This window comes from Mesorhizobium sp. KACC 23794 (genome assembly GCF_052180275.1).
In the GTDB taxonomy this organism is placed as follows: Bacteria; Pseudomonadota; Alphaproteobacteria; order Rhizobiales; family Rhizobiaceae; genus Kumtagia.
Window position 1 is genome coordinate 36683 of sequence record NZ_CP197465.1, and the last position, 21888, is coordinate 58570.

The following is a 21888-nucleotide window of genomic DNA, read 5'->3' on the forward strand; positions in this document are numbered from 1 at the left end:
CGCCGCGACGGCTACTTGGCGATGCCGTCCTGGATGGTCAGGCCGAGATTGGCGCCGGGAATGTCGGTGTCGGCGTCGAGCGTCGGCGACAGGTCCGGGAAGACGTTGACGCCGGCCTGCAACTGGTCGGTGGCGACGGTCGGCACCGGAACCGCGACGTGCTTGTCGGCCGGCGCCTTGCCGTCGAGAATCTCGACCGCGACTTTCAGCGCGTAGGCGCCGATCACGGCAGGGTCGCCGGCCGAGACGCCCTTCAGGCCCTTGTCCTTGTATTGCAGCATGGCCTGCCGCCAGCCATTCTCGCCCTGGCCGGACATGGCGACCAGCGGGCGGTTGAGGTTGAGCAGCGCCTGCAGCGCGCCGTAGGTGCCGTACTGGTTCAATATGCCGTCGACCTGCGGGTTGGCGGTCAGCACCTTGGTCAGTTCCTGCTGGCTGACCGCGTTGTCCCACTTGCCGTAGACCTCGCCGACCACCTTGATGTCCGGATATTTGGCGAGCACGCCGGTCATGCCGGCATTCATGTTGGTGTCGGCCGGGAAACCGGAGACGCCGCGATTGATCACCACATTACCCTTGCCGCCGAGCGAGTCGGCCAGCCATTGCGCATGGATACGGCCGATTTCGGTGAAGTCGACGGCGACGACGTAGGCGCAGGGCGCAGTCACCGGCTGGTCGAAGGCGATGACGAGGATGTTCTGCTTGCAGGCCTCCTCGATCACCGCGTCGAGCGCAGTGTCGGAAGCCGGGTTGACGAGGATGGCGTTGACGCCGTCCGAGATCATGTCCGACAGCACGGCAATCTGCTTCTGCGCGTCCGTGCCGGAGTTGTTGACGGTCAGCTCGACCTTGTCCTTCAGGTTCTTGGCGGCATAAGCCTGCATGAAGTTGATCATCTGCACGCGCCATTCGTTGCCGATATACGAATTGCTGACCGCGATGCGGAATGGCTCGGCATAGGCCGCGGTCGACGCCAGGACTGTGGCTGCGGCAAGTGCGGCCAGCGCCGTCAGACGGTATCTCATCGTTCTCTCTCCCATGGTTTCCTCCTCCTTACGCGCCGCCTTGATGGCGGCGTCGATTTCCAGCTAGCCGGTGATGCGCATCGACATGCCGCCGTCGATGGCCTGCACCTCCCCGGTGATGAACTCGTTGCGGATCAGCGCGAGCGCGGCCTCGGCGACGTCGTCGACGCTGCCCTCGCGGCGTAATGGAATGCGATTGGCGAGGTTGTGTGCCTTGGCGGTCTCGCTCATGGCGTCGTGGAAACGCGTGCGGATGATGCCGGGCGCCAGCACGTTGACCCTGATGCCCTCGGCGGCGTGGTCGAAAGCCAGGGCCTTGGCCATCGGAATCAGCGCGCCCTTGACGGTCTGGTAGGCGACGGTCCCCGGGCAGCCGCGCAGGCCGGCGACCGACGAGACCAGCAGCACAGCGCCGCCCTCCCTCGCCAGATGCGGATGCGCCGCCCGGAACAAATGGAAGACCGGATGCACATGGATCGCGAAGGCTTGCATCCACGCCTCCGGCGACAGCGCCACGACGGTGCCGGGGACAGGCCCGCCGGCGGAATGGACCAGGATGTCCAGCCGCCCGAACCGTGATGCGGCGCGGTCGACGAGGCGGGTCGCCTGATCGGGAACGGAGACGTCGCCGAACTCGATCGCGACACGGTCCGGCCCGTGGTCGCGCAGCAGCGCCTCCGACTCCTCCGTCGAGGCGCGGCCGTTGATGGCGACCTTGCCGCCGGCATCCAGCAACTGCCGCGCGACGGCTAGGCCGATGCCGCGCGTTCCGCCGGTGATGACCGCGACCTTGTCTCTTATCTCGTACATTTCACGCCCCTCCCGGCCGGTCATTGCCTTCGTCTTTTATTTTGTCATATTGTATGACTAGAATAATCGCAAGAGAGGATGAAGCGTGATTTTCCTGTCGGTTGGATGCGAGGAGTGCGCGCCTTGCGGTGGCCGGCTCGGGAGGATTGTGGTGCAAGAAACGAGCGCGTCTTTCAGGAGGCCGTGCCGCGTGATATGGAGCCGCCATGCTGGGAAACGGCCGGCTTGAGTGACAGCGAGCGCTCAGGTCTGTTCGGTTCGCCAAGCGTCAGAAGGGCGGGCCGCGCCGTGTGGCGCCTTGATGCAACAATTCGGAGCGCCTGCCGCCGTATGAAAATCTGCTCAATTGTCCGCTGGTGCGCCGCGTGAGGGATTCCGAGAACCTGACCGAAGCCACGGTATTCCAGGATCCAGGCGCGCTGGTCCGGAACGTCCATGGACAGATCGCCGAACGCATCGGGCTCAGCATCGTGCGCGGCGACATCGCGCCCGGAGATCCGCTGCCGTCGGAAGTGCGCCTCTGCGAGATGATGGGCGTGAGCCGCACGGTGATCCGCGAGGCGGTGCGCGGGCTGGTCGCCAAGGGGCTGGTCGATTCCAAACCCAAGCGGGGAACGCGGGTGCGCGATCCGGCCCATTGGAACCACCTCGACCCCGACGTGCTGCGCTGGCGCGTCGACGTCACCGACACCGAGACCTATCTGAAGAAGATGTTCCAGCTCAGGCGGGCGACCGAGCCGGAAGCCTGTGCGCTCGCGGCCTCCGAGGCCAATGCCGAGGACCATGTCCGGCTGTCGCGCGACTTCCAGGCGATGGTCGACGCCGGCGCCGACAATGCCGCGTGGGTGGAAGCCGACCTCGCCTTCCACAGGTCCATCTATCTCGCTACACACAACGAGTTCTTCTGGCCGATCGGCCAGCTCTTCAGCTTCGGCCTCAGGCAGATGTTCGCCATCGCCGCCCAGGGCTCGCACCGCCCCCGCGCCGTGGTCGAGCATCGCGACGTGCTCGACGCGATCCTGGCCCGCAAGCCGGACCTGGCCCGCGCCGCGGCGCTGACCCTGCTCGGCAACGCCACCAGCGACATCGATCGCATCCGGCAGGCGCTGGCTTCCGCGCAGTCCTGATCCCTTCTCCCGCTTTTCCACGACCGGCTTGGCCTGCCGCGAAGCGCGGCCGGTTGCGTTTTGACGTGCGATTGTCCGGCTGTTGCGCGCTCTCCCGGCGTTGACACTTTCTGCACATATGGTATGACAAATAGAACGGTGAGCGACGGGAGCGAGCGCTCATTCGCGACGGCCGGGCCAGCGCGATGAAGCTGTTTTCGCGGACGACGCAAGCCGAGGGAGGACGACCGAAGAGACCTTCGGCCGAGGGAACCGCTATCGGACACAAGATGCCGGGCGGCAGACAGGAGGAACCATGAACATGACCCGTTTTCGGAGGGTGTTCGCCGCTATCGGCTTGATGGCTGCAGCACTCACCGCCGTACCCGCGTTCGCGCAGAGCAAGGGCGTCGCCGCCTTCTCGCAGGCCGAGATGACCAATGAGTGGCGCGTCATGAACACCAAGGAGATGGAGAAGGCCTGGAAGGACGCCGGCTACGACTTCGTCTGGACCAATGCCGAATCCGATCCGGCCAAGCAGCTTGCCGATGTCGAGGATTTGCTGGCCCGCAAGCCCGACATCCTGATCATCGCGCCGATCGAATACGAAGCGCTGGCGCCGGTGCCGGGCCTTGCCAAGGCCGCCGGCGTGCCGCTGCTGGTGGTCGACCGCAACCTGCCGGGCGAAGCCGGCAAGGATGGCTGGATCTCGGTCATCACTACCGACTTCGTCGATTCCGGCAAGCGCGCCGCGGAAGACGTGGTCGCCCAGCTCCAGGCCAAGAAGGGCGGGGCCAAGGGCAACTGGCTGCACATCACCGGCAACGTCGGCGCCTCGCCCGTGATCGACCAGGGCAAAGGCATGGAACAGGTTTTCGCCGGCCATCCCGACATCAAGCTGCTCACCAACTGCGACAGCGGCAATTCGCGCGAAGGCGGCCGCAAGTGCATGGAAGACATGCTGCAGGCCTTCCCGTCGGGCGTCGACGTGGTGATCGCCGACAATGACGACGCCGCGCTCGGCGCCATCGCCGCCATCAAGTCCGCCGGCCGCAACGAACTGCTCGGCTGGGTCTGGGGAAAGGACGGCACGGTCGACGGCCTGAACGCCATCCTTACGGGCGAGATGGTCCAGACGGTGCAGACCCCGCCCTTCTTCGGCGCCGATTCGGTCAAGGCTTTCGAGGACTTCAAGGCCGGCAAGCCCGTCGCGCCATTGGTCTTCGTACCGAAGGAGACCTTCGACGCCCATTCGCCGGAGGGTAAGACGCGCGTCGAGCAGCGCATCGGCGAATTGAAGAAACTCGGCGTCGGCTGCTGCTGAACCCTCTCCATTTTTCCGGCGGCAGGCTGTAGCCTCGCCGCTCCCGGAGGCGCGCAGTCATGCAGGCATCGACCGACGCCGGAAACGAGGGCGGAAGGGAGCACATCCCTTCCGTTCCGCTTCTCAGGATGCGCGGCATCACAAAAACCTTTCCCGGCGTGAAGGCATTGCAGTCGGTCGATTTCGAGCTCATGCGAGGCGAGATCCACTGCCTGATCGGCGAGAACGGCGCCGGCAAATCGACATTGATGCGTGTGCTCGCCGGCGCACAGCGCCCCGATGCAGGCGAGATCGAGATCGGTGGCGAGGTCTTTTCCGCGCTCAGCCCGACACTGGGCCACCGGCTCGGCATAGGCATGATCTATCAAGAGGCGGACCTCGTGCCTACGCTGTCAGCCGGCGACAACATCTTCCTCGGCCACGAGCCGGTGGCCGGCGGCACGCTGCTGCGCAAGCGTGCGATGCAGGCCGAACTGCAGCGCCTGTTTGCCGACCTAAACCTGAAATTCTCGCCCGACACCATCGTGCGCGACCTCGCGCCGGCGCAGCGGCAGCTCGTGCAGATCGCCAAGTCCCTTTCGCGGCGAATCCGCGTGCTGGTGCTCGACGAGCCGACAGCCGCGCTGACCGACAACGAGATCGGCTATCTGTTCGACCTGCTCAAGGATCTGAAGCGGCGCGGCATCGGCATGGTCTATGTCTCGCACCGGCTGAACGAGGTCATGTCGATCGCCGACCGCGTGACCGTGCTGCGGGACGGCAGGCACGTCCAGACTCGGCCGGTTTCCGAAGTCACCAAGGAGAGCCTGATCGAGGCGATGGTGGGCCGCCATGTCGATGCCGAGATGCGGACGGCAGGAAGGAGCACCGGGGACGTCGTGCTGTCGGTGCGCGGCCTCTCGGTAAAGGGCCAGTTCGACGATATCGGCTTCGACCTGCATCGCGGCGAGATCCTCGGCCTTGCCGGCCTGGTCGGCGCCGGACGCAGCGAGGTGCTCGAATGCCTGTTCGGTGTCACCCCGCCCGATGCAGGGTCGGTGACGCTCGACGGACGCGCCTTGCGCCTGAAATCCCCGGTCGAGGCGATCGGCCACGGCTTCGGCCTGGTACCCGAGGAGCGGCGGGAAAGCGGCCTGGTGCTCGGGCGCCCGGTCGCCGAGAACATCGCTTTTCCGGTTCTTGGCCGGCTGTCGCGCGCCTCCATCGTGTCGCGCCGCAAGCTCGACGCGCTGGCTTCCGGCCTGGTCGAGCGGCTGTCGATCAAGACACCGTCGCTGCGGCAGCTTGTGCGCACGCTCTCCGGCGGCAACCAGCAGAAGGTGGTGATCGGCAAGTGGCTGGCCGCCGACACGCGCATCCTGCTACTGGACGAGCCGACACGCGGCATCGACGTCAATGCCAAGTTCGAACTCTACCAGTTGATCCGCGACCTTGTCGGCAGGGGAATGTCGGTCGTAATGGCCTCTTCCGACCTTCCCGAACTGCTGGCCCTGAGCGACCGCATCCTGGTCATGGCCGAGGGGCGGCTGGTGGCCGAGCTGGATGCCGCATCGACCGGCCAGGTCGAGATCATGCGCCATGCCGTCGCCCGGCCGCGTGCTGTCCTGGATGCGGTGGCATGAGCATAGAGGTGCAGGAAACGCCGGCGCAACCCGGCACGGCACGCCGCGTGCCGGATTGGCGCGGATGGCTCGCCCGCTACGATGTCTTTGTCATCCTGGGCGGTTTCGCGATGCTCGCCTCGCTGATCAGCCCGACCTTCCTCACCGTCGGCAATCTTGGCAATCTGCTGACCCAGTCGGCGCTGCTCGGCATATTGGCCGTGGCGCAGTTCCTGGTCGTCGTCAGCGGCGGCTTCGATCTTTCGGTCGCCGCTGTCATGGCGCTGTCCTCGCTGGTCTTCGCCAGCACCATCGGCTACGGGGCAGTTCCCGCGGCGATGCTCGCCATCCTGACCGGCGGTGCCTGTGGCCTGTTCAGCGGCGTGGTCATCGCCAAGGGCCGGGTGCAGCCCCTGCTCGCGACACTGGCGATGATGGGCATCGCGCGCGGCCTGGCTCTCTCCATCTCGGAACGCAGCATCCTGGTGAACGACCCGACCGTCGCCGCACTGCGTGGCCTGGGCGGCATGATCTCCGTTCCGACTTTGGTGTGGATCGTCGTCATGACACTTGCCGCGCTCTGGTTCGCCTGCACGCGCCAGGCGCTGCACATCTATGCGATCGGCGGCAACGAGGCGACCGCGCGGCTCGCGGGGGTGCATGTGCAACGCATGAAGATCGGCGTCTACACGGCGTCCGGCCTGCTCGCCGGCCTGACCGGCGTGGTGCTGGTCATCCGCTCATCGAGCGGCGTGCCGCTGGGCGGCATGGGCTGGGAACTCGACACCATCGCGGCAATCGTCATCGGCGGCACCAACCTTTTCGGTGGCGAGGGCAGGCTGCTGCGCGCCATGGCCGGCGTGCTGATCTACCAGATGATCGCCAATGCGATGAACCTCAGCGGCCTCGATCCGTTCTACCAGGATATCGTGCGGGCCGGCGTCATCGTCGCGGCTGTAGGGCTCAGCATCTACCGTCAGCGGCGCGCCGGACGTCGGGTTGCGCAAGGGAGGGCGGCATGACGGCGCGTGCCGTGATTTCGACCGAGGACGGCGGCTGGAGACGGATACTGGCGCAGAACGCCATCATCGTCGCCTTCCTGGTGTTCGTCGTGCTGGCCGGCATCGTCTCCGGCGGGCGTTTCCTGCAGCCGGGCAACCTTTCCGTCATCCTGTTCCAGAGCTCGGTCATCGGCGTGCTGGTGCTCGGCCAGACCCTGGTGATGCTGGTCGCCGGCATCGACCTTTCGGTCGCCGCCATTGCCATCCTCGCCGCCATCATCATGGGAGCCGGCGGGTCGGAGCGCCAGCAGATGATGAACCTCTCCGGCATCCTGCCCTATCTCGGTTTCCTGCCTTCGATCGTCGTCGCCATGCTCGCCGCGGTATTGATCGGCTTCGTCAACGGCATCGCGGTGGTGAAATTCCGCATTCCGGCCTTCATCGCGACGCTGGCGATGTCACTGGCCTTGACCGGCCTCGCCATGCTGATGACCGGCGGCTCGCCGGTCCATTACCCCGATCCGTTCTACGAGGCGTTCGGGCAGGCAAAGCTGTTCGCGCTGCCGCTGCCGGTCTGCGTGTTCCTGCTGCTGGCGCTTCTCTTCGGGCTGCTGCTGTCGCGCAGCACGTTCGGCGTGCGCATCTACGCGATCGGCGGCAGTCCGCGCGCCGCCGCGTTGTCCGGCATCCCGGTCGGCCGGATGACCGTGCTTGCCTACACGCTCTGCGGGCTGCTTGCCGGCATAGCCGGCTTCCTGTTCCTCGCCCGCACCGGCTCGGTCGCGCCGACATCCGGCGGCAGCCTGCTGCTGTCCACCATCGCGGCGGCCGTGGTCGGCGGGGTCAGCCTGTCCGGCGGCAAGGGCTCGATCCTCAACGCCGCCGTCGGCACGCTCTTCCTGGCGGGCCTGTCGAACCTGATGAACATCATGCTGGTGTCGCCGCATATGCAGGCCGCCGTCGGCGGCATCGTCATCGTGCTCGCCATCATGATGAACGCCCGGCTCGACCCGGACTGACTTCTATCGACGCCGAGAATTGCCGGCGGCTCAATCGGAAAACAGCTCGAAGTGACGTTCCGCCAGTATCGGTTGGCGGGACGTGCCCATCCGGCGGGCGATGCCGGCTTCCGAGAGCAAAACGCCGGGCTTGGGCTGCATTGAGATGATAGCCTCCAGCAGGATCTTGTGGCCCCGCCCGGAAATGGTCGACGGCTCGCTCGGGCTCCTTTTCACGATGGGCAAGGCCCTATCCCGTTCGAGGACTGCAGTGACGTCCGCTTTCGATTTCGTCATACTGCCATGCCAATATGTTGCGACACGTCGCGAACCTGGGGAGGTTTCCATGATATCGAACGGTTCGAATATCAGCCGCCGCGATTTCCTGCGGACATCCGGCGCCGTTGCCGCCGGCACGGCGGCAATCAGCTCCCTCACATCGGCGGCAGGGCGTGAACGGCGGCCATGACCGCGCTGATACCCATACTACCCTACCAATTCTTCGTACTTTCCGGCGCGTCGAGACAGTTGCGGCAGCGTCCACACCAATCATCCTGAAAGCAGAACCTTTGGCGTCACCTGTTGCTGATAGACCCCTGAGGCTGGGGATCGTGGGCCTCGGCATGGTGTCGGGCGTGCACGGACGCGCCTTGACCGAATTGCGGGACAGGATCGAAGTGCGGGGCGTGTTCTCGCGCGATCCGGAGAAACGGGCGGCGTTCGGCGAGAAATTCGGCTTTCCGGTGGCGGGAAGCCTCGATGCGATGCTGTCGGACCCTGCCATCGACGCCGTCCTGGTCCTGACGCCACCCAACGCCAGGGCGGAAATTGTCGCGGCGGCGGCGAGAGTTGGCAAGCACGTGCTGCTGGAAAAGCCGGTCGAGCGGAACAGCGGGAATGCGCTGGACATCGTCGAGACATGCGAGCGGGCTGGCGTGACGCTCGGCATCGTCTTCCAGCACCGGTTCCGGGTGGCATCGATCGCGCTGAAGAAACTAATCGAGAGCCAGCATTTCGGCGAGGTCACCAGCGTGCAGGTGGTCGTGCCCTGGTGGCGGCCGCAATCCTATTATGACGAGCCCGGCCGCGGCACCTATGCGCGCGATGGCGGTGGCGTGCTCATCAGCCAGGCGATCCACACGCTCGACCTGCTGCTCTGGCTGATCGGGCCTCCCGAAGAGGTGCAGGCCGTTGCCGCCACGACACGGCTCCACCGCATGGAGGCCGAGGATTTCGTCGGTGCGGGGCTCCGCTTCGCCAATGGCGCGCCCGGCGCGCTGATGGCGACGACCGCCGCCTTTCCCGGTTCGTCCGAGCACATCGTGATCGGCCTCGAGAAGGCTTCGGTGCGCCTGCAAGGCGGCGAACTGACGATCCACCACCACACCGGCGAGGTCGAGACGATCGGCGAGCCGGCCGCCACCGGCGGCGGCGCCGACCCGATGGCGTTCTCGCATGAGTGGCACCAGGCACTGATCGCCGATTACGCCCAGTCCATCCGCGAGGGCCGCGCGCCGGTGGTGACCGGACGGCAGGCGCTGGCTGTCCACCGGCTGATCGACGCGCTGATCCTGTCCTCCGCCGAGAAGCGGGCGGTGCGTGTCCAGGACGCCGAACCAGCATGAAAGAACTGCAATGACAGGGGTTCTGTCGCAAACTCTTCTGTAATGACGGCGAGGGCATGAAGGCTCTTTGTTTTCGGGAGTTGTCATGTTCAAGGGCCGTCATTTCGACCAGTCGGTGATCCTGCTTTGCGTACGCTGGTACCTTGCCTGCAATCTGAGCCTGCGTGATCTGGAAGAAATGATGGCTGAACGTGGCCTGAGCCTCGATCACTCCACCGTGCATCGCTGGGTCGTGTGCTTCGCGCCGCAACTGCTGGAGCGCTTCAACCGGCGCAAGCGGACCGTCACCGGCAAGTGGCGCCTGGACGAGACCTATATCAAGGTCCGCGGTCAAGGGATGTATCTCTACCGTGCTATCGACAGCGTCGGCGACACGGTCGAGTTTTTCTTCAGTGAACACCGTGACCTGGTGGCTGCCAGACGCTTCCTGCGCAAAGCGTTTCAGCGTCATGGCCGCCCCGAGCGCATCGTCATAGACGGCAGCCAGACCAATCGCGAGGCAATCATTGCCTGCGACGGTGAAAGCCGGCTACGGGACCGCTCGCGGCGGCTCAAGCCGATCCGCATCCGCCGGAGCCGATACCTCAACAACCGGCTCGAGCAGGATCACCGGCGCATCAAGCGCCGCATCCGATCCATGCTCGGCTTCAAGTCGCAGACGAGCGCCGCCATGATTTTATCCGGCATCGAGATGATCCACATGATGCGCAAACGACAGGCGAGGTATGCCTACAATCCCAGGCCGTCGATCGCCGAACAGTTCGAAATCCTCGCCGCCTGAACGGCCCAAGTCTGCGCCGAGCGCATCTCTCGCGTGGGTTTGCGACAGGACCCGCAAGGCTGGTCCGCAAAACCGCCTTGCAACCCAAACCAGCCGGCGATCTTGCGGACCAGCAGCGGGGAGAACCGTAACCCATGTATCCGGTTCATTCCGTTACCCATCCATCGACTGGACATGGCCGCAACGTTGCCGCTTGTCCCTTCTCCCCGTCCTTCACGGGGAGAAGGTGCCCGAAGGGCGGATGAGGGGCGGCGCGGACAGTCAAAGGAAGCAGCCACTGGCCTGATATGCGCGTCGCCAGAACGAGCAGGCGATGAGATACGCAGGGTTGAACCAATTGCCACCGAATCTTCATCCAGCGCCTTCATGCGGGCCTCCGCGACTACCGACCCTTTTCCTCCACCCGACGCGATCGCCGAAAACCGCCGATCACGGCGCGACCCGTTGCCGTAGCAGGCGTTCCAGCCAATCCGCAAACACCTGCAAGCGCCGCGAGAGATGCTGGCGATGCGGATAGAGCAGCGTCATCGGCATGGGTTCCGCTTGATGGCGCGGCATCATTTCCACGAGTTCGCCCGCCTCGACATGGCGCCTGACATCGTAGGCCGGGATCTGGATGAGGCCGAGCCCCGCGAGGCAGCAGGCGATATAGGCTTCGGCGCTGTTGACGGTGACACGGCCACGCAGCGGCATCGTGCGCAAGGTACCGTCCTCGACCCATTCCCACTCTTCGATTCGGCCACTGGAAGGCGATGCGTAATTGACAGCCCAGTGACCCGCCAGATCGTCAGGCGATTGCGGCGTTCCGTGGCGCTCCACATAGGCAGGGCTCGCGACATTGATCAGCGGTAGCTTGCCGATCGGCCGGGCGATCAGGCCGGAATCGCTGAGTGGGCCGACGCGCAGCACGCAATCCACACTGTCCTCCACCAGGTTGACCGCCCGATCGGTGACGCCGAGGTCGATGTCGATCTGCGGGTGGAGATCGAGGAACTCCAGCAGCGCCGGCGCGATGATCAGCCGTCCGATCCGGCCCGGAACGTCGATCCGCAGCCTGCCCGCCGGCTCGGCCCCCGTCTGCCGGAACAGGTTCTCCGTATCCTCGACGTCGGCGATGAGCCGCTGGCACCGCTCGTAGAAGGCGGCGCCGTCCTGCGTCGGCGAGACCTTGCGCGTGGTGCGATGCAGCAGGCGTGCGCCGACACGCCCTTCCAGTTCCTGGACCGCCGCCGAGACCGACGAGCGCGGGATGCCGAGCGTGTCGGCGGCGCGGGTGAAACTCGCGCATTCGACGACGCGGCTGAAGATACGGAACAGGTCGATGCGATCCAAGGCCGTGAGAACTCCATTGTACGGGCTTCCTGACAAGTGATGTCAGAATGATCGCCTTTATCTTGCAATTCTAGACGATATCTCTTTCCCAAGGCGGCCATCGATGTCGATGTTGTCGCGGACTGGCAAAGGAGACCGACCATGACCGACCACAACATCAAGGGCAAAACCGTCATCATCGCCGGCGGCGCGAAGAACCTTGGCGGGCTGATCGCCCGCGATCTCGCCGCCCAGGGGGCCAAGGCGATCGCCATCCACTACAACAGCCCCGCCACTCGGGCGGATGCGGATGCGACGGTGGCCGCGGTGAAAGTCGCCGGCGCCGAGGCCGCCGCATTCCAGGCGGACCTGACCACGGCGGGCGCTGTCGAAAAATTCTTCGCCGATGCGGTCGCCACCCTTGGCCGCCCGGACATCGCCATCAATACCGTCGGCAAGGTGCTGAAGAAGCCGATTGCCGACATCTCGGAGGCCGAATATGACGAGATGAGCGCGGTCAATGCCAAGAGCGCTTTCTTCTTCATCAAGGAGGCCGGCAGGCATCTTAACGACAACGGCAAGCTGGTGACGCTCGTCACCTCGCTGCTCGGCGCCTTCACGCCCTTCTATTCGACCTATGCCGGCACCAAGGCGCCGGTCGAACATTTTACGCGGGCGGCGTCGAAGGAGTTCGGTGAGCGCGGCATTTCGGTGACGGCGATCGGCCCCGGCCCCATGGACACGCCCTTCTTCTACGGCCAGGAAGGCGCCGATGCACAAGCCTATCACAAGTCGGCGGCGGCGCTGTCCTCCTTCTCGAAGACCGGCCTGACCGACATCGAGGACATTGTCCCCTATATCCGCTTCCTCGTCTCGGACGGCTGGTGGATGACCGGCCAGACCATCCTCGTCAACGGCGGATATACCACGAAGTGACCCGCGAGAGCGGCCTGCCTTTCCGGCAGGCCGCTCTCGCTTTAGGGTCTGTTGAGATTCAGGTGAGGGCGAGGCGAAAATGGTGCTTTTCGGGGTCGCGAAGCGACGAGCAGAGTGTACGTGGAGGTACATGAGCACCGGAAGCCCAGAAAAGTGCCATTTGCAGCCCGCTCTGACCTGAATATCAACAGACCCTAAGTCGGCTGAACGGGGGACCGCTCGTGCATATGCTGCTGGTCATCGTCGGAGGCGCCGTCCTGCTCGGCGTGTTCGCACTGTTCGGAAAACTCTGGGGTGGCGACATCGCCGGTATCGCCGCCGGAGCGAAACTCTTCATCCCTGTCTGGCTGGCCGTCGCATCGGTCAAAATGTGGGTCGGCGTCACGAAGGCGGGCTACACGGTCGCTCAGGAGCTGCCGGTCCTGCTCCTTGTCCTTGCCGTGCCCTGCGCGCTTGCCGCCCTCGTGGCATGGCAGCTGGCGCGAGGCTAGTTCGAGGCCGCCGAGCCAGCAGGTCGAGACGGGCAGCGGCGCCGGATCACCCTCTGGCCCCGCCAGCCCAGCAGTTCCCCTCGAATCCGGCCGGACATCACCGACGGGCGACATCGGCGTCACACCGCTTGCGCGCCACCATCGACCGGCACCATGATGCCGGTGACGTAGTCGGACATCGGCGACGCCAGGAACAGCAGAGCGCCCGAGAGATCGTTGACCGAACCGACCCGGCCCATCGGGATACGGGCATGCGTGCGTTCGACCCAGGCCTCGTCCTCGAACAGCATTTCGGTCATGTCCGTCCTGAACCAGCCCGGCTCGATGCCGTTGACCTGGATGCCGAGCGGAGCGAACTCGATCGCCAGCGACTTCGTCATCTGCCGCACGCCGCCCTTGCTGGAGGCGTAGGCGACGCTGCGTGGCAGGCCATTCGCGCTTCCGTAGGAACAGTAGTTCACGATCTTTCCAGCGCCTTTGCCGCGCATGATCCGCGCGACCTCCACCGAGGTGATGAAGCTGCCCCGGCAGTTGACGGCGTGGACCTTGTCCCAGTCGCGGTCGTCGAAATCGAAGGAGTCCCCACGCAGGTTGAGGCCGGCGGCGTTGACCAGGATGTCGAGGCGGCCGTGCCTGTCGCTGATCGCCGCGAAAGCTGCGAAAACCTGGCCGCGATCCGTGATGTCGCAGACGGCGCTCTCGCAGCCCATTTCGGCCTAGGCGCTCTCGAGGACATCCTTGCGGCGGCCGATGATGACGACTTTGGCGCCGGCGGCGACAAGCGCCTGCGCCGCCCCCCTACCCAACCCGGTGGCGCCGCCTGTGACGATCGCCACCCGGCCTGTGAGATCGATGCCGTGTCCCGCTGCCGTCACGCGGCTGAAACGGCGTCTGTCAGCCTGACGAAGGCGAGCATGCCGGGGTCGTCCAGCCCCCTGCTCTTGTCGCCGAACATGCGGGCGCGGCCGATCTTGCACGGCCTGTCGTTGAACTCGGCCAACACGGCCCTGGCGCCGCGGCCGGCCGCGGCGGACAATGCGGCCCAGTCGTTGATGCCTGCGGTTGCCCGGGCGACGGCATCGATCGCATCGATCACCGTCTTGTCGCCAAGCTCTGACTGGCCGCGCTTGAGCATCGCATCGCGGGCGTCGCCGAGCAGACGGCCGAGGTCGGAGGGAGCAAGTTCGGTCGTCCCCTTGGTGGCCCGCCCGAACACCAGCAGCGCGGTGGCAAACAGCGTGCCCAGGCTGGAGCCCGTGGCCGCCGTGGCCGCCTGCGCATAGGCGCCGAACGCCTTGCCGAGGTCGTCCCCTGCCTTCGCCTCGACGGCGGCAAGGCGCTCGATCACGCGGGCGAGCATGCCGCCCGTGTCGCCGTCGCCGAGCTTGGCGTCGGCGGCGTTCAGTTCCTGCTCGAGCGTCGCCATCGCGGCGTGCGAGCGGGCGGCGGCTATGGCGAGATCGGCGGCCGACAGCATCAGCCGACCCTCCAGAAGGGGCAGGATGCCGGCGCGGCAAGAAGCGTTTCCAGTTCGTCGTCGAGGAAGCACAGGCTTATCGAGGCGCCCGCCATTTCCATCGACGTGACATAGGGACCGACCAGCGGCTGGACGATCGTCAGTCCCTGCGCCTCCAGCAAGGCGGCCGCCTTGCGGTACAGGATGAAAAGCTCCTCGATCGGCGTGGCGCCAAGGCTGTTGACCAGGATCGACACGCGGTTGCCGCTTCCTTCCGGCTTCTCCGCCAGCAGACGCTCGATCATCTCGGCAGCGATGGCGTCGGCCGGCTTCAGCCTGTCGCGCCAGATGCCCGGCTCGCCATGGATGCCGATGCCCATCTCCATCTCGTCCTCGCCGATGGCGAAGGTCGGCTTGTCGGCGCCCGGCACCTGGCAGGGTGCGATGGCGAAGCCGATCGTGCGGGTCGCGGCGACCGCCTTGCGGGCTGTCTCGGCCACCTCGTCGAGCGAAGCGCCGGTCTCGGCCTTGGCGCCGGCGATCTTGTAGGCATAGACGATGCCCGCGACGCCGCGGCGTTTCTTCATTTCGGCGGGGGAGGCGCTGGCAATGTCGTCATTGCCGAGGACGGTGCGGGTCTCGATGTCGTCGAGTTCGAGCATCTCGGCGGCCATGTCGAAGTTCATGCGGTCGCCGCCATAATTGCCATAGAGCAGCAGCACGCCCGCGCCGCCATCGGCCAGCCTGATCGCATCCGTGCAGGACGCGGCGTTCGGCCCTTCGAAGACATTGCCGACCGAGCAGGTGTCGAGCAGGCCGTTGCCGACATAGCCTGTGAACAGCGGCAGGTGGCCGGAGCCGCCGCCCGAGGCGATGCCCACCTTGCCCTTGCGCACGCCTTCGCTGCGGCGGACGACGCGCCTGGATTCGCCGTCCAGCATCATCGAGGGGTTGGCGGCGACGAGGCCGGCCAGCATCTCGTCGACATAGTCGGACGGATTGTTGATGAGCTTCTTCATGGTCGGTTCCCGGATGCAGCAGGCGGTCAGGCGTCGATGCGCTTTTCGCTCTGCGGATCGAACAGATGGGTTACGGCATCGAAACGGAGCCGGATGGTCTCGCCCGGACGGGCCAGCACGCGCTGGCGCACGACGGCGGTGATCTCGCTGACGCCCAGGCGCAGTTGCAGCACGGTTTCCGCGCCGGTCGGCTCAACCAGCAGGACGGTCGCTTCCACGCCCTCGGCCTCGACATGGATATGCTCGGGGCGCAGGCCGAAGATGACTTTTCGCCCGTCCTTCAGCGAAGCGGGCGCGTCCGCCAGCGCCGAGCCGCCATCGGCGACGATCCGGCCGCCCGACACGGTCGAGGGCACGAAGTTCATCGACGGCGAGCCGATGAAGCCGGCGACGAAGAGGTTGGCCGGGCGGTCATACAGGTCAAGCGGACGACCCACCTGCTCGACGATGCCGTTGCGCAGCACGACGATCTTGTCGGCCATGGTCATCGCCTCGATCTGGTCGTGCGTGACGTAGATCGTCGTGGTCTTCAGCCGCTGATGCATGTTCTTGATCTCGGAACGCATCTGCACGCGCAGCTTGGCGTCGAGATTGGACAGCGGCTCGTCGAACAGGAACACCTGCGGGTTGCGCACGATGGCGCGGCCCATGGCCACACGCTGGCGCTGGCCGCCGGAAAGCTGGCGCGGATAGCGTTCCAGATAGGTCTCGAGGCCGAGAATGGCGGCCGCCGCCTTCACCTTTTCCACGATTTCCGCCTTCGGCCGCCGTTGCAGGCGCAGCGAGAAGCCCATGTTCTGGGCGACGTTCATGTGCGGGTACAGCGCGTAGTTCTGGAACACCATAGCGATGTCGCGATCCTTCGGCGCGACGTCGTTGACGATCTTGGGACCGATGCCGATCGTGCCGCCGCTGACCAGTTCCAGCCCGGCGATCATGCGCAGCAATGTCGACTTGCCGCAGCCGGACGGGCCGACCAGCGTGACGAACTCGCCATCCTCGATGTCGATCGACACACCATGGATGACCTCGGTCGAGCCATAGCGCTTGCGCAGGTCTCTTATCTGTACGTTGCTCATCGGAGTAATCCTTGCTGGGAGGATTGAAGCCGCTTCGGCGGCCTCAGCCCTTCACCGCGCCGGACGTCATGCCGGCGACCAGGTATTTGCGCATCAGGAGCGAGAAGATCAGCACCGGCATCATGATCAGCGTGCCGCCGGCCGCGATCTTGCCCCACTCCCAGCCCTCGTAGTTCATGAAGTTCACGACCTCGACCGGCGCCGTCATCGCGCTGTTGCGGGTCAGCGTCAGGGCGAAGAAGAAGTCGTTCCACGAATAGAGGAAGCAGAGCATCGCCGTGGTGACGATGGCCGGCCCGGACATCGGCAGAACGATCAGCACGAAGGTCTTCCAGAGGCTGGCGCCGTCGATCCAGGCCGCCTCTTCCAGCGCGCGCGGCGTGCCGTCGAAGAAGTTGCGCATCAGCCAGACGACGAGCGCCAGGTTGAAGGTCAGGTAGACCAGGATCAGGCCCGTCTTGGTGTCGAGCAGGCCGATATGGCGATAGACGAGGAAGTAGGGGATGGCGAAGGCTACCGGCGGCGCCATGCGCGACGCCAGGATCAGCAGCGAGAAGGTCCGCTCGCGGCGCATCGAGGCGCGCGACAGGGCATAGGCGCCGGGCGTGCCGATGACGAGCGCCAGAACGGTCGACACCGAGCTGGTGACGATGCTGTTCCAGATCGACGTCGAGAAACGGCCATCCCACAGGCCCTTGTAGTTCTCCAGCGTCGGCGTGAAGAACAGGCCCTCGACGCCGGTGAAGAATTCGCTGGACGGCTTGAAGCTCATCACCACGAACCACAGGAACGGCGCCAGCGTCAGAAGCGCCAGGACGATCACCACGGTGTTGGCGATGATGCGGTCGCGCAGCGGCAGGTAGGTCGGTGCACTAGTCGACACGGGAATCTCCTGCAACGACGCGGATGATCACCCAGCTCAGCACCAGCGTGATGGCCAGCAGCACGATCGTGACGGCCGACGAGTAACCGATGTAGCTGAAATTGAACGACTGCGAGAAGATGTAGTAGTTCGACACTTCGGTGACCGTTCCCGGCCCGCCATCCGTGAGGATGTAGATCAGGGGGAACGTCTTGATGCTGTCGATCAGGCGGAACAGGCCGGCCACCAGCAGCGTGTTGCGCAGATAGGGCAAGGTGATGAACCACGTCAGCTGCCAGCTGCTCGCGCCGTCGATGCGCGCGGCTTCCCGCTGCTCTTCCGGCATCAGCGACAGCGCGGCCAGGATGATCAGCATGGTGAAGGGGAACCATTCCCAGGTATCGGCGATGATGATCGCGGTGAGCGCCCAGTCGGCGCTGGTGATCGGCGTCTGTACGGACCAGCCGAGCGCCTGGAACAGCCACCAGGCCGGGCTGATGTCCGGCGAATAGAGCACCTTCCAGATGATCGCCACGACGATCGGCGGCAGGACCATGGGCACCAGGAACGCTGATCGCAGGGCTTCCATCAGGGGCGTGCGCATGTTGAGCAGCAGCGCGACGACGAGGCCGAACAGCAGTTGCAGGATGACCGTGAAGAAGGAAAGCTTCGCCTGGACCCACAGGCTGTTGTGCAGCCGGGCATCGCTGAGAAGCAGTTCGTAATTGGCGAAGGGCGCCGAGAAATTCCAGGCCGTGCCGGGTGTGGCCAGGCTCAAGGGCGTAAAGCTGGTGATCAGCAGATAGATGGTCGGCAGCAGCGTGACCACCGCGAGGATCGCCAGGACGGGCGACAGCAGCAGCCAGAAAAAGCGCACGCGCTGCCGCTCGAACTGCGGCAGCGGCGGCTCAGCGGTGCCGTGGCTTGCAGCCACGGCACCAGTCGCCCTGGGAGGATGCGACGTCAAAGCTTCACGCCCGCCTTGCGCAGGTCGTCGACGGCTTCGCTCTGGGCAGCGGCCATCGACGCCGCCGCCTCCTGCTGGCCGGTCGCGATGCGCTCGATCGCCTTGTTGATCTTGTCGCCGACCTGCGGGAACACCGGCACGGTGCGATACTTCATGTAGCCGCCGTCGCCCGCGCGCTCGAGGATCTGCAGGTAGAGAGCCGCGACATCCTGGCCGTTGATGTTGAGAGCGGCGCGGTATTCCGGATCGTCGATGATCGAGCGGCGCGGAACCGCCAGGCCGCCGCGCTCCAGCGCGATGCGGCGGAAGGTCTCCTTCGACGTCGCCCACTGGATGAACGCCCAGGCGGCTTCCTTCTGCTGGGCACCGACGGGAATACCGTAGCCATTGGCGTTGGAACCCGGAAAACTGCCGCCGGGGCCGCTCGGGATCATGCCGAAACGGGTGGTCTCCTTGACCTTCGAGTCCGGCGACTTGGCCAGCGGCAGGACCCAGGCCATGGCGTTGGTGCGGATGTTGGCGCGGCCTTCGAACTGGTTGCGCATCGCCTGGTCGTCGGTGAACGACAGGACGCCCTGCGGGGAATACTTGCTGAGCAGGTCGGCATAATACTGCGCCGCCTTGGCCGCCTCGGGCGTATCCAGCGTCGGCATCAGGTCGTCAGGCGCCCCGCGGAACACCTTGCCGCCCATGTTCATCAGGTAGGGAGGGAAGTTCCAGTGATGCAGCTTGTCGTTGACGAAGGCCGAGACACCATCCTGGCCATGCGTCGCGGCGCAGACCGCGGCCAGTTCGTCGAGCGTCTCGGGAATCTTCAGCCCGGCCTTTTCAAGGATGTCGTAACGGGCCATGCCCATCATCATCGCGCCGGCTTCCCAGGCGAAGCCGTAGGTGTTGCCGTCGACGCCCTTGTATGGGGTCTGCGTGCCGCTGACGAAATCGTCGGGATTCCAGTCTTCCGGCGTCTGGTTGCGATCGTCCATGAACTCGTTGAGCGGCGAGACCCAGCCGGCGCCGACCCAGCGGCCGGAATAGGGGAAGGTGATGTTGATGAAATCGTAGCTCGAACCCTGCGTGGAAAGCTCGAGGTCCATGCGCTGGTTGTAGACCGGGAACGCCTGGAGATCGATCTCGACCTTCATGCCTGTCGCTGCCTCGAACTCCGGCAGGTAGGCCTTCACGTTTTCATGGAAGACGTGCTGGAAGCAGGCGCCGCGCAGCGTGACACCGTCGAATTTCTTGGTCTGCGCGAGGACCGCCGGCGAGCGGAGGCCGAAGGCCGCGCCCGCCGATACGGCAGCAAAGGCCTGAAGCAGATGCCGGCGATGCAGTCTTGCTGCACCGACGGTCAGGGAGGCGGCATTCGCCGCCTTGGTATGGTCAGACATGGTTTCCTCCCGGAATTGTACGCCTGCTGGCGTCTGGCTAAGGGACAGGCTGCGATTTCAGCGGCTGGGATCGAATTCCAGCAGGGCTTCGAGAGCGGGCCGGATGATCTTCTTCTGCTCTTCCGAGGCCGGCGGCATCGGATGGCGGGGAGCGAGGCCGACATGGTCGCCCTGCACTTCAAGGCAGTACTTGACCAGCGCCGGCAGGTTCTCGTGGCCCATCAGGTTCCAGAACGGCACGAGCCTGTTGTGGATCTTGAGGGCGAGATCGTGGTCGTTGTTCTGGACGGCGTCCCACAGCGCCACGCAAGGCCCCGGCGCGGCAGTCGGCGACGCAGCGAGCGTGCCCTGCGCGCCCATCATGAAGCACGGATAGAGCAGATCGTCGATCGCGGCGAGGATCGCCTTGCCCTTGGGGGCGCGGATGACGAGCTCGGCGGCGCGCCTGATGTTGCCCTGGCTCTGCTTGATGCCGATGATGCCGGGGATCTCCTCCAGCAGGCGAAGCACGAGGTCTGTGCTGAGCAGGTTCCAAGGAATGACGTTGTAGATGACCAGCGGCGTGCCGACCTCTTCCCAGATGCGCTTGAAGTAGTCGAACATCGCCTGTTCGCCGTAGTCGAAGACATAGAAGGTGGGGGTGACCTGCAGCGCGGCGACATTGAGACCTGCCAGCGCCTTCGCCTTTTTCACCACATCGCGGGTGCTGTTCGAGATGATGCCGGCGACGACCGGAACCTTGCCGTCGACTTCCTCGACCGTGGCGGCGGTGAGCTGGCGCAGCTCGTCGGTCTCCATCGTGAAGCCCTCGCCCGTCGAGCCGCCGAGGCAGACGCCATGCACCTTCTTGCCGAGGATGAACTGGACGTGGGCGCGAAACCGCTTCTCGTCGATGTTGCCGTCACCGTCGAACGGCGTGACGAGCGCGGGGATTATCCCCTTCAAGGTCGTGGTCATTTTATGAGAACTCCGTATGCCGATCTGCAATCCTGATATATGGGCCTATTAGAGGGCAAATCGCCGTTTGTCAAAAATGACTATCTATCTGTTTAATATCGATATATTGCATTGCAGCATAAATTTCTGTCCCGATATATGGGATTAGCAAAAGTTTTTTGACCCTTTTTTTTCACTGGATAATCCCATATATGTGGATTCAATGACAGTCAGCCACCGAGGCTGCGGCATACCAACGCGGGAACGAAATGGTGGATACGGAACTCCCCGCCTCAAGGAAGGCAAGCGCCGAAGCGGAGACGTCCGCGCAGAAGATGAAACGCATCCTCGAATGTTTCTCGATCTTCGACCGTGGCCTGACGGTCTCGGAGATCGCGGCGCGGACCGACATGCCGCGCAGCACCGCGCATCGCTGGTGCCTGTCACTGCGCGAGATCGGCTTCCTCGATCAGGATCACGCGCGGGAGGAATACCGGCTGGGCATGAACCTGTTCCAGCTCGGCAACATCGTGCTTTCCAGCATGGACCTCCACAAGGAGGCCCGCCCCATCGTCGAGTCCTTGACGCAGGCCGCGCAGGACGGCGTCCATCTGTGCGTCTTCGACGGCATCCGCATGGTCTTCGTGTCGCATTCGGCCGGCGGCCGCTCGGGCCGCAACAACCAGACCACCGTCATGGAAGCCTCGCCCTGCTACTGCACCAGCGTCGGCAAGGCCGCCCTCGCGTTCCAGTCGGATGCGGTTATCCAGCGCACGATCGACATGGGCCTTCAGGCCTACACGCGCAACACGCTCACCGACCCGGACAAGTTGCGGGCGGAACTGCGCGAGATCCGCGAGCGCGGCTACTCCGTCGACAATGGCGAGATGGAGCCGCATGTGCGCTGCGTCGGCGCGCCGATCCGCAACGCCAGCGGCAGCGTCATTGCCGCCATCAGCGTTTCGAGCACCTTCAAGCGGCTGCCGGACGAGCGGCTGAAGCGCATCGCCCCGCTGGTCATCAAGCATGCGGACGCCTTGTCCATCCAGCTTGGCTTCCGGCTCACCGCCGCGCGCGTCTGAACGTCCCGAGCCGGCGAACTGCTGGCGGTGGGACGGCCCGAGCCCGGCCTGCGGCTGACCCATGGAGACGGATGGTAGAGTCCATCGTGG

General features: G+C 65.1%; 22 protein-coding genes and 1 pseudogene. 11 read left to right on the forward strand and 12 right to left on the reverse strand.

Translation table 11 applies throughout. The features are described 5' to 3' along the window. Positions 1–11: 11 nt before the first annotated feature. Positions 12–1025, reverse strand: a complete 1014-nt coding sequence (locus ACSBOB_RS00210) for a substrate-binding domain-containing protein (protein WP_442580465.1) — start codon at positions 1023–1025, stop codon at positions 12–14. Between the two features lie 63 nt (positions 1026–1088). Beyond that, a complete protein-coding gene (locus ACSBOB_RS00215; protein ID WP_442580466.1) occupies positions 1089–1835 on the reverse strand; it encodes an SDR family NAD(P)-dependent oxidoreductase in 747 nt (248 codons plus the stop codon). A 365-nt stretch (positions 1836–2200) separates the two neighbouring features. Between ACSBOB_RS00215 and ACSBOB_RS00220 the strand changes: the two genes are divergently transcribed. From ACSBOB_RS00220 to ACSBOB_RS00240, 5 genes are all read left to right on the forward strand, one after another. Then, positions 2201–2962: a FadR/GntR family transcriptional regulator gene (locus ACSBOB_RS00220; protein WP_442580467.1), complete on the forward strand. Its 762-nt coding sequence runs from the start codon at positions 2201–2203 to the stop codon at positions 2960–2962. Between the two features lie 301 nt (positions 2963–3263). Next, positions 3264–4265 carry an ABC transporter substrate-binding protein gene (locus ACSBOB_RS00225; protein WP_442580468.1) on the forward strand — a complete coding sequence of 334 codons (1002 nt, stop codon included), beginning with the start codon at positions 3264–3266 and terminating at the stop codon, positions 4263–4265. Positions 4266–4324: 59 nt separating this feature from the next. Continuing rightward, the gene (locus ACSBOB_RS00230) at positions 4325–5887 is read left to right on the forward strand and encodes a sugar ABC transporter ATP-binding protein (RefSeq protein WP_442580469.1); all 1563 of its coding nucleotides are present in this window, start codon (positions 4325–4327) and stop codon (positions 5885–5887) included. Further along, positions 5884–6888: an ABC transporter permease gene (locus ACSBOB_RS00235; RefSeq protein WP_442580470.1), complete on the forward strand. Its 1005-nt coding sequence runs from the start codon at positions 5884–5886 to the stop codon at positions 6886–6888. Before ACSBOB_RS00230 ends, ACSBOB_RS00235 begins: the two co-directional genes overlap by 4 nt. Continuing rightward, positions 6885–7886: an ABC transporter permease gene (locus ACSBOB_RS00240; RefSeq protein WP_442580471.1), complete on the forward strand. Its 1002-nt coding sequence runs from the start codon at positions 6885–6887 to the stop codon at positions 7884–7886. Before ACSBOB_RS00235 ends, ACSBOB_RS00240 begins: the two co-directional genes overlap by 4 nt. A gap of 30 nt (positions 7887–7916) precedes the next feature. On the opposite strand, the gene ACSBOB_RS00245 is transcribed toward ACSBOB_RS00240, so the two are convergent. Next, positions 7917–8111 (reverse strand): hypothetical protein, encoded by a 195-nt coding sequence (locus ACSBOB_RS00245; protein WP_442580472.1) that lies wholly within the window; start codon positions 8109–8111, stop codon positions 7917–7919. A gap of 100 nt (positions 8112–8211) precedes the next feature. Between ACSBOB_RS00245 and ACSBOB_RS00250 the strand changes: the two genes are divergently transcribed. From ACSBOB_RS00250 to ACSBOB_RS00260, 3 genes are all read left to right on the forward strand, one after another. Next, a complete protein-coding gene (locus ACSBOB_RS00250) occupies positions 8212–8334 on the forward strand; it encodes a twin-arginine translocation signal domain-containing protein (protein WP_442580473.1) in 123 nt (40 codons plus the stop codon). A 142-nt stretch (positions 8335–8476) separates the two neighbouring features. Beyond that, the gene (locus ACSBOB_RS00255) at positions 8477–9490 is read left to right on the forward strand and encodes a Gfo/Idh/MocA family protein (protein WP_442580474.1); all 1014 of its coding nucleotides are present in this window, start codon (positions 8477–8479) and stop codon (positions 9488–9490) included. 85 nt (positions 9491–9575) lie between these two features. Next, the gene (locus ACSBOB_RS00260; RefSeq protein ID WP_442580475.1) at positions 9576–10271 is read left to right on the forward strand and encodes an IS6 family transposase; all 696 of its coding nucleotides are present in this window, start codon (positions 9576–9578) and stop codon (positions 10269–10271) included. A 429-nt stretch (positions 10272–10700) separates the two neighbouring features. On the opposite strand, the gene ACSBOB_RS00265 is transcribed toward ACSBOB_RS00260, so the two are convergent. Continuing rightward, positions 10701–11603, reverse strand: coding sequence for a LysR family transcriptional regulator (locus ACSBOB_RS00265; RefSeq protein WP_442580476.1), 903 nt, complete (start codon positions 11601–11603; stop codon positions 10701–10703). Between the two features lie 141 nt (positions 11604–11744). Here ACSBOB_RS00265 and ACSBOB_RS00270 point away from each other — a divergent pair, with 141 nt between their 5' ends. Together ACSBOB_RS00270 and ACSBOB_RS00275 are read left to right on the forward strand one after the other, a co-directional pair. Then, positions 11745–12518, forward strand: a complete 774-nt coding sequence (locus ACSBOB_RS00270; protein WP_442580477.1) for an SDR family oxidoreductase — start codon at positions 11745–11747, stop codon at positions 12516–12518. A gap of 227 nt (positions 12519–12745) precedes the next feature. Next, positions 12746–13009, forward strand: coding sequence for a hypothetical protein (locus ACSBOB_RS00275; RefSeq protein ID WP_442583929.1), 264 nt, complete (start codon positions 12746–12748; stop codon positions 13007–13009). 119 nt (positions 13010–13128) lie between these two features. Here ACSBOB_RS00275 and ACSBOB_RS00280 read toward each other — a convergent pair. The 8 genes and pseudogenes from ACSBOB_RS00280 to ACSBOB_RS00315 all read right to left on the reverse strand — a co-directional run bounded on the left by ACSBOB_RS00280 (position 13129) and on the right by ACSBOB_RS00315 (position 20737). Then, positions 13129–13986, reverse strand: a pseudogene (locus ACSBOB_RS00280) (glucose 1-dehydrogenase). After that, on the reverse strand, positions 13881–14486 hold the full coding sequence (locus tag ACSBOB_RS00285; protein ID WP_442580478.1) for a DAK2 domain-containing protein: 606 nt from the start codon (positions 14484–14486) through the stop codon (positions 13881–13883). Before ACSBOB_RS00285 ends, ACSBOB_RS00280 begins: the two are co-directional and overlap by 106 nt. Continuing rightward, on the reverse strand, positions 14486–15484 hold the full coding sequence (locus ACSBOB_RS00290; protein WP_442580479.1) for a dihydroxyacetone kinase subunit DhaK: 999 nt from the start codon (positions 15482–15484) through the stop codon (positions 14486–14488). The genes ACSBOB_RS00285 and ACSBOB_RS00290 overlap by 1 nt, the downstream gene beginning before the upstream one ends. A gap of 26 nt (positions 15485–15510) precedes the next feature. Then, positions 15511–16563 carry an ABC transporter ATP-binding protein gene (locus tag ACSBOB_RS00295; RefSeq protein ID WP_442580480.1) on the reverse strand — a complete coding sequence of 351 codons (1053 nt, stop codon included), beginning with the start codon at positions 16561–16563 and terminating at the stop codon, positions 15511–15513. Positions 16564–16606: 43 nt separating this feature from the next. Next, positions 16607–17446 (reverse strand): carbohydrate ABC transporter permease, encoded by an 840-nt coding sequence (locus ACSBOB_RS00300; RefSeq protein WP_442580481.1) that lies wholly within the window; start codon positions 17444–17446, stop codon positions 16607–16609. Then, a complete protein-coding gene (locus tag ACSBOB_RS00305; RefSeq protein WP_442580482.1) occupies positions 17436–18359 on the reverse strand; it encodes a carbohydrate ABC transporter permease in 924 nt (307 codons plus the stop codon). The genes ACSBOB_RS00300 and ACSBOB_RS00305 overlap by 11 nt, the downstream gene beginning before the upstream one ends. 29 nt (positions 18360–18388) lie before the next feature. Then, a complete protein-coding gene (locus ACSBOB_RS00310; protein ID WP_442580483.1) occupies positions 18389–19780 on the reverse strand; it encodes an ABC transporter substrate-binding protein in 1392 nt (463 codons plus the stop codon). A gap of 57 nt (positions 19781–19837) precedes the next feature. After that, on the reverse strand, positions 19838–20737 hold the full coding sequence (locus ACSBOB_RS00315) for a dihydrodipicolinate synthase family protein (RefSeq protein ID WP_442580484.1): 900 nt from the start codon (positions 20735–20737) through the stop codon (positions 19838–19840). A 314-nt stretch (positions 20738–21051) separates the two neighbouring features. On the opposite strand from ACSBOB_RS00315, the gene ACSBOB_RS00320 reads away from it, so the two are divergent. Continuing rightward, positions 21052–21798, forward strand: coding sequence for an IclR family transcriptional regulator (locus ACSBOB_RS00320; RefSeq protein WP_442580485.1), 747 nt, complete (start codon positions 21052–21054; stop codon positions 21796–21798). Positions 21799–21888 lie beyond the last annotated feature (90 nt).

Coding starts and splice junctions, on each gene's coding strand:
- ACSBOB_RS00210 (WP_442580465.1), bottom strand. CDS start 1,025: ATGAGATACCGTCTGACGGCGCTGGCCGCACTTGCCGCAGCCACAGTC.
- ACSBOB_RS00290 (WP_442580479.1), bottom strand. CDS start 15,484: ATGAAGAAGCTCATCAACAATCCGTCCGACTATGTCGACGAGATGCTG.
- ACSBOB_RS00285 (WP_442580478.1), bottom strand. CDS start 14,486: ATGCTGTCGGCCGCCGATCTCGCCATAGCCGCCGCCCGCTCGCACGCC.
- ACSBOB_RS00315 (WP_442580484.1), bottom strand. CDS start 20,737: ATGACCACGACCTTGAAGGGGATAATCCCCGCGCTCGTCACGCCGTTC.
- ACSBOB_RS00275 (WP_442583929.1), top strand. CDS start 12,746: ATGCTGCTGGTCATCGTCGGAGGCGCCGTCCTGCTCGGCGTGTTCGCA.
- ACSBOB_RS00250 (WP_442580473.1), top strand. CDS start 8,212: ATGATATCGAACGGTTCGAATATCAGCCGCCGCGATTTCCTGCGGACA.
- ACSBOB_RS00270 (WP_442580477.1), top strand. CDS start 11,745: ATGACCGACCACAACATCAAGGGCAAAACCGTCATCATCGCCGGCGGC.
- ACSBOB_RS00225 (WP_442580468.1), top strand. CDS start 3,264: ATGACCCGTTTTCGGAGGGTGTTCGCCGCTATCGGCTTGATGGCTGCA.
- ACSBOB_RS00240 (WP_442580471.1), top strand. CDS start 6,885: ATGACGGCGCGTGCCGTGATTTCGACCGAGGACGGCGGCTGGAGACGG.
- ACSBOB_RS00320 (WP_442580485.1), top strand. CDS start 21,052: ATGAAACGCATCCTCGAATGTTTCTCGATCTTCGACCGTGGCCTGACG.
- ACSBOB_RS00230 (WP_442580469.1), top strand. CDS start 4,325: ATGCAGGCATCGACCGACGCCGGAAACGAGGGCGGAAGGGAGCACATC.
- ACSBOB_RS00215 (WP_442580466.1), bottom strand. CDS start 1,835: ATGTACGAGATAAGAGACAAGGTCGCGGTCATCACCGGCGGAACGCGC.
- ACSBOB_RS00235 (WP_442580470.1), top strand. CDS start 5,884: ATGAGCATAGAGGTGCAGGAAACGCCGGCGCAACCCGGCACGGCACGC.
- ACSBOB_RS00260 (WP_442580475.1), top strand. CDS start 9,576: ATGTTCAAGGGCCGTCATTTCGACCAGTCGGTGATCCTGCTTTGCGTA.
- ACSBOB_RS00295 (WP_442580480.1), bottom strand. CDS start 16,563: ATGAGCAACGTACAGATAAGAGACCTGCGCAAGCGCTATGGCTCGACC.
- ACSBOB_RS00310 (WP_442580483.1), bottom strand. CDS start 19,780: ATGTCTGACCATACCAAGGCGGCGAATGCCGCCTCCCTGACCGTCGGT.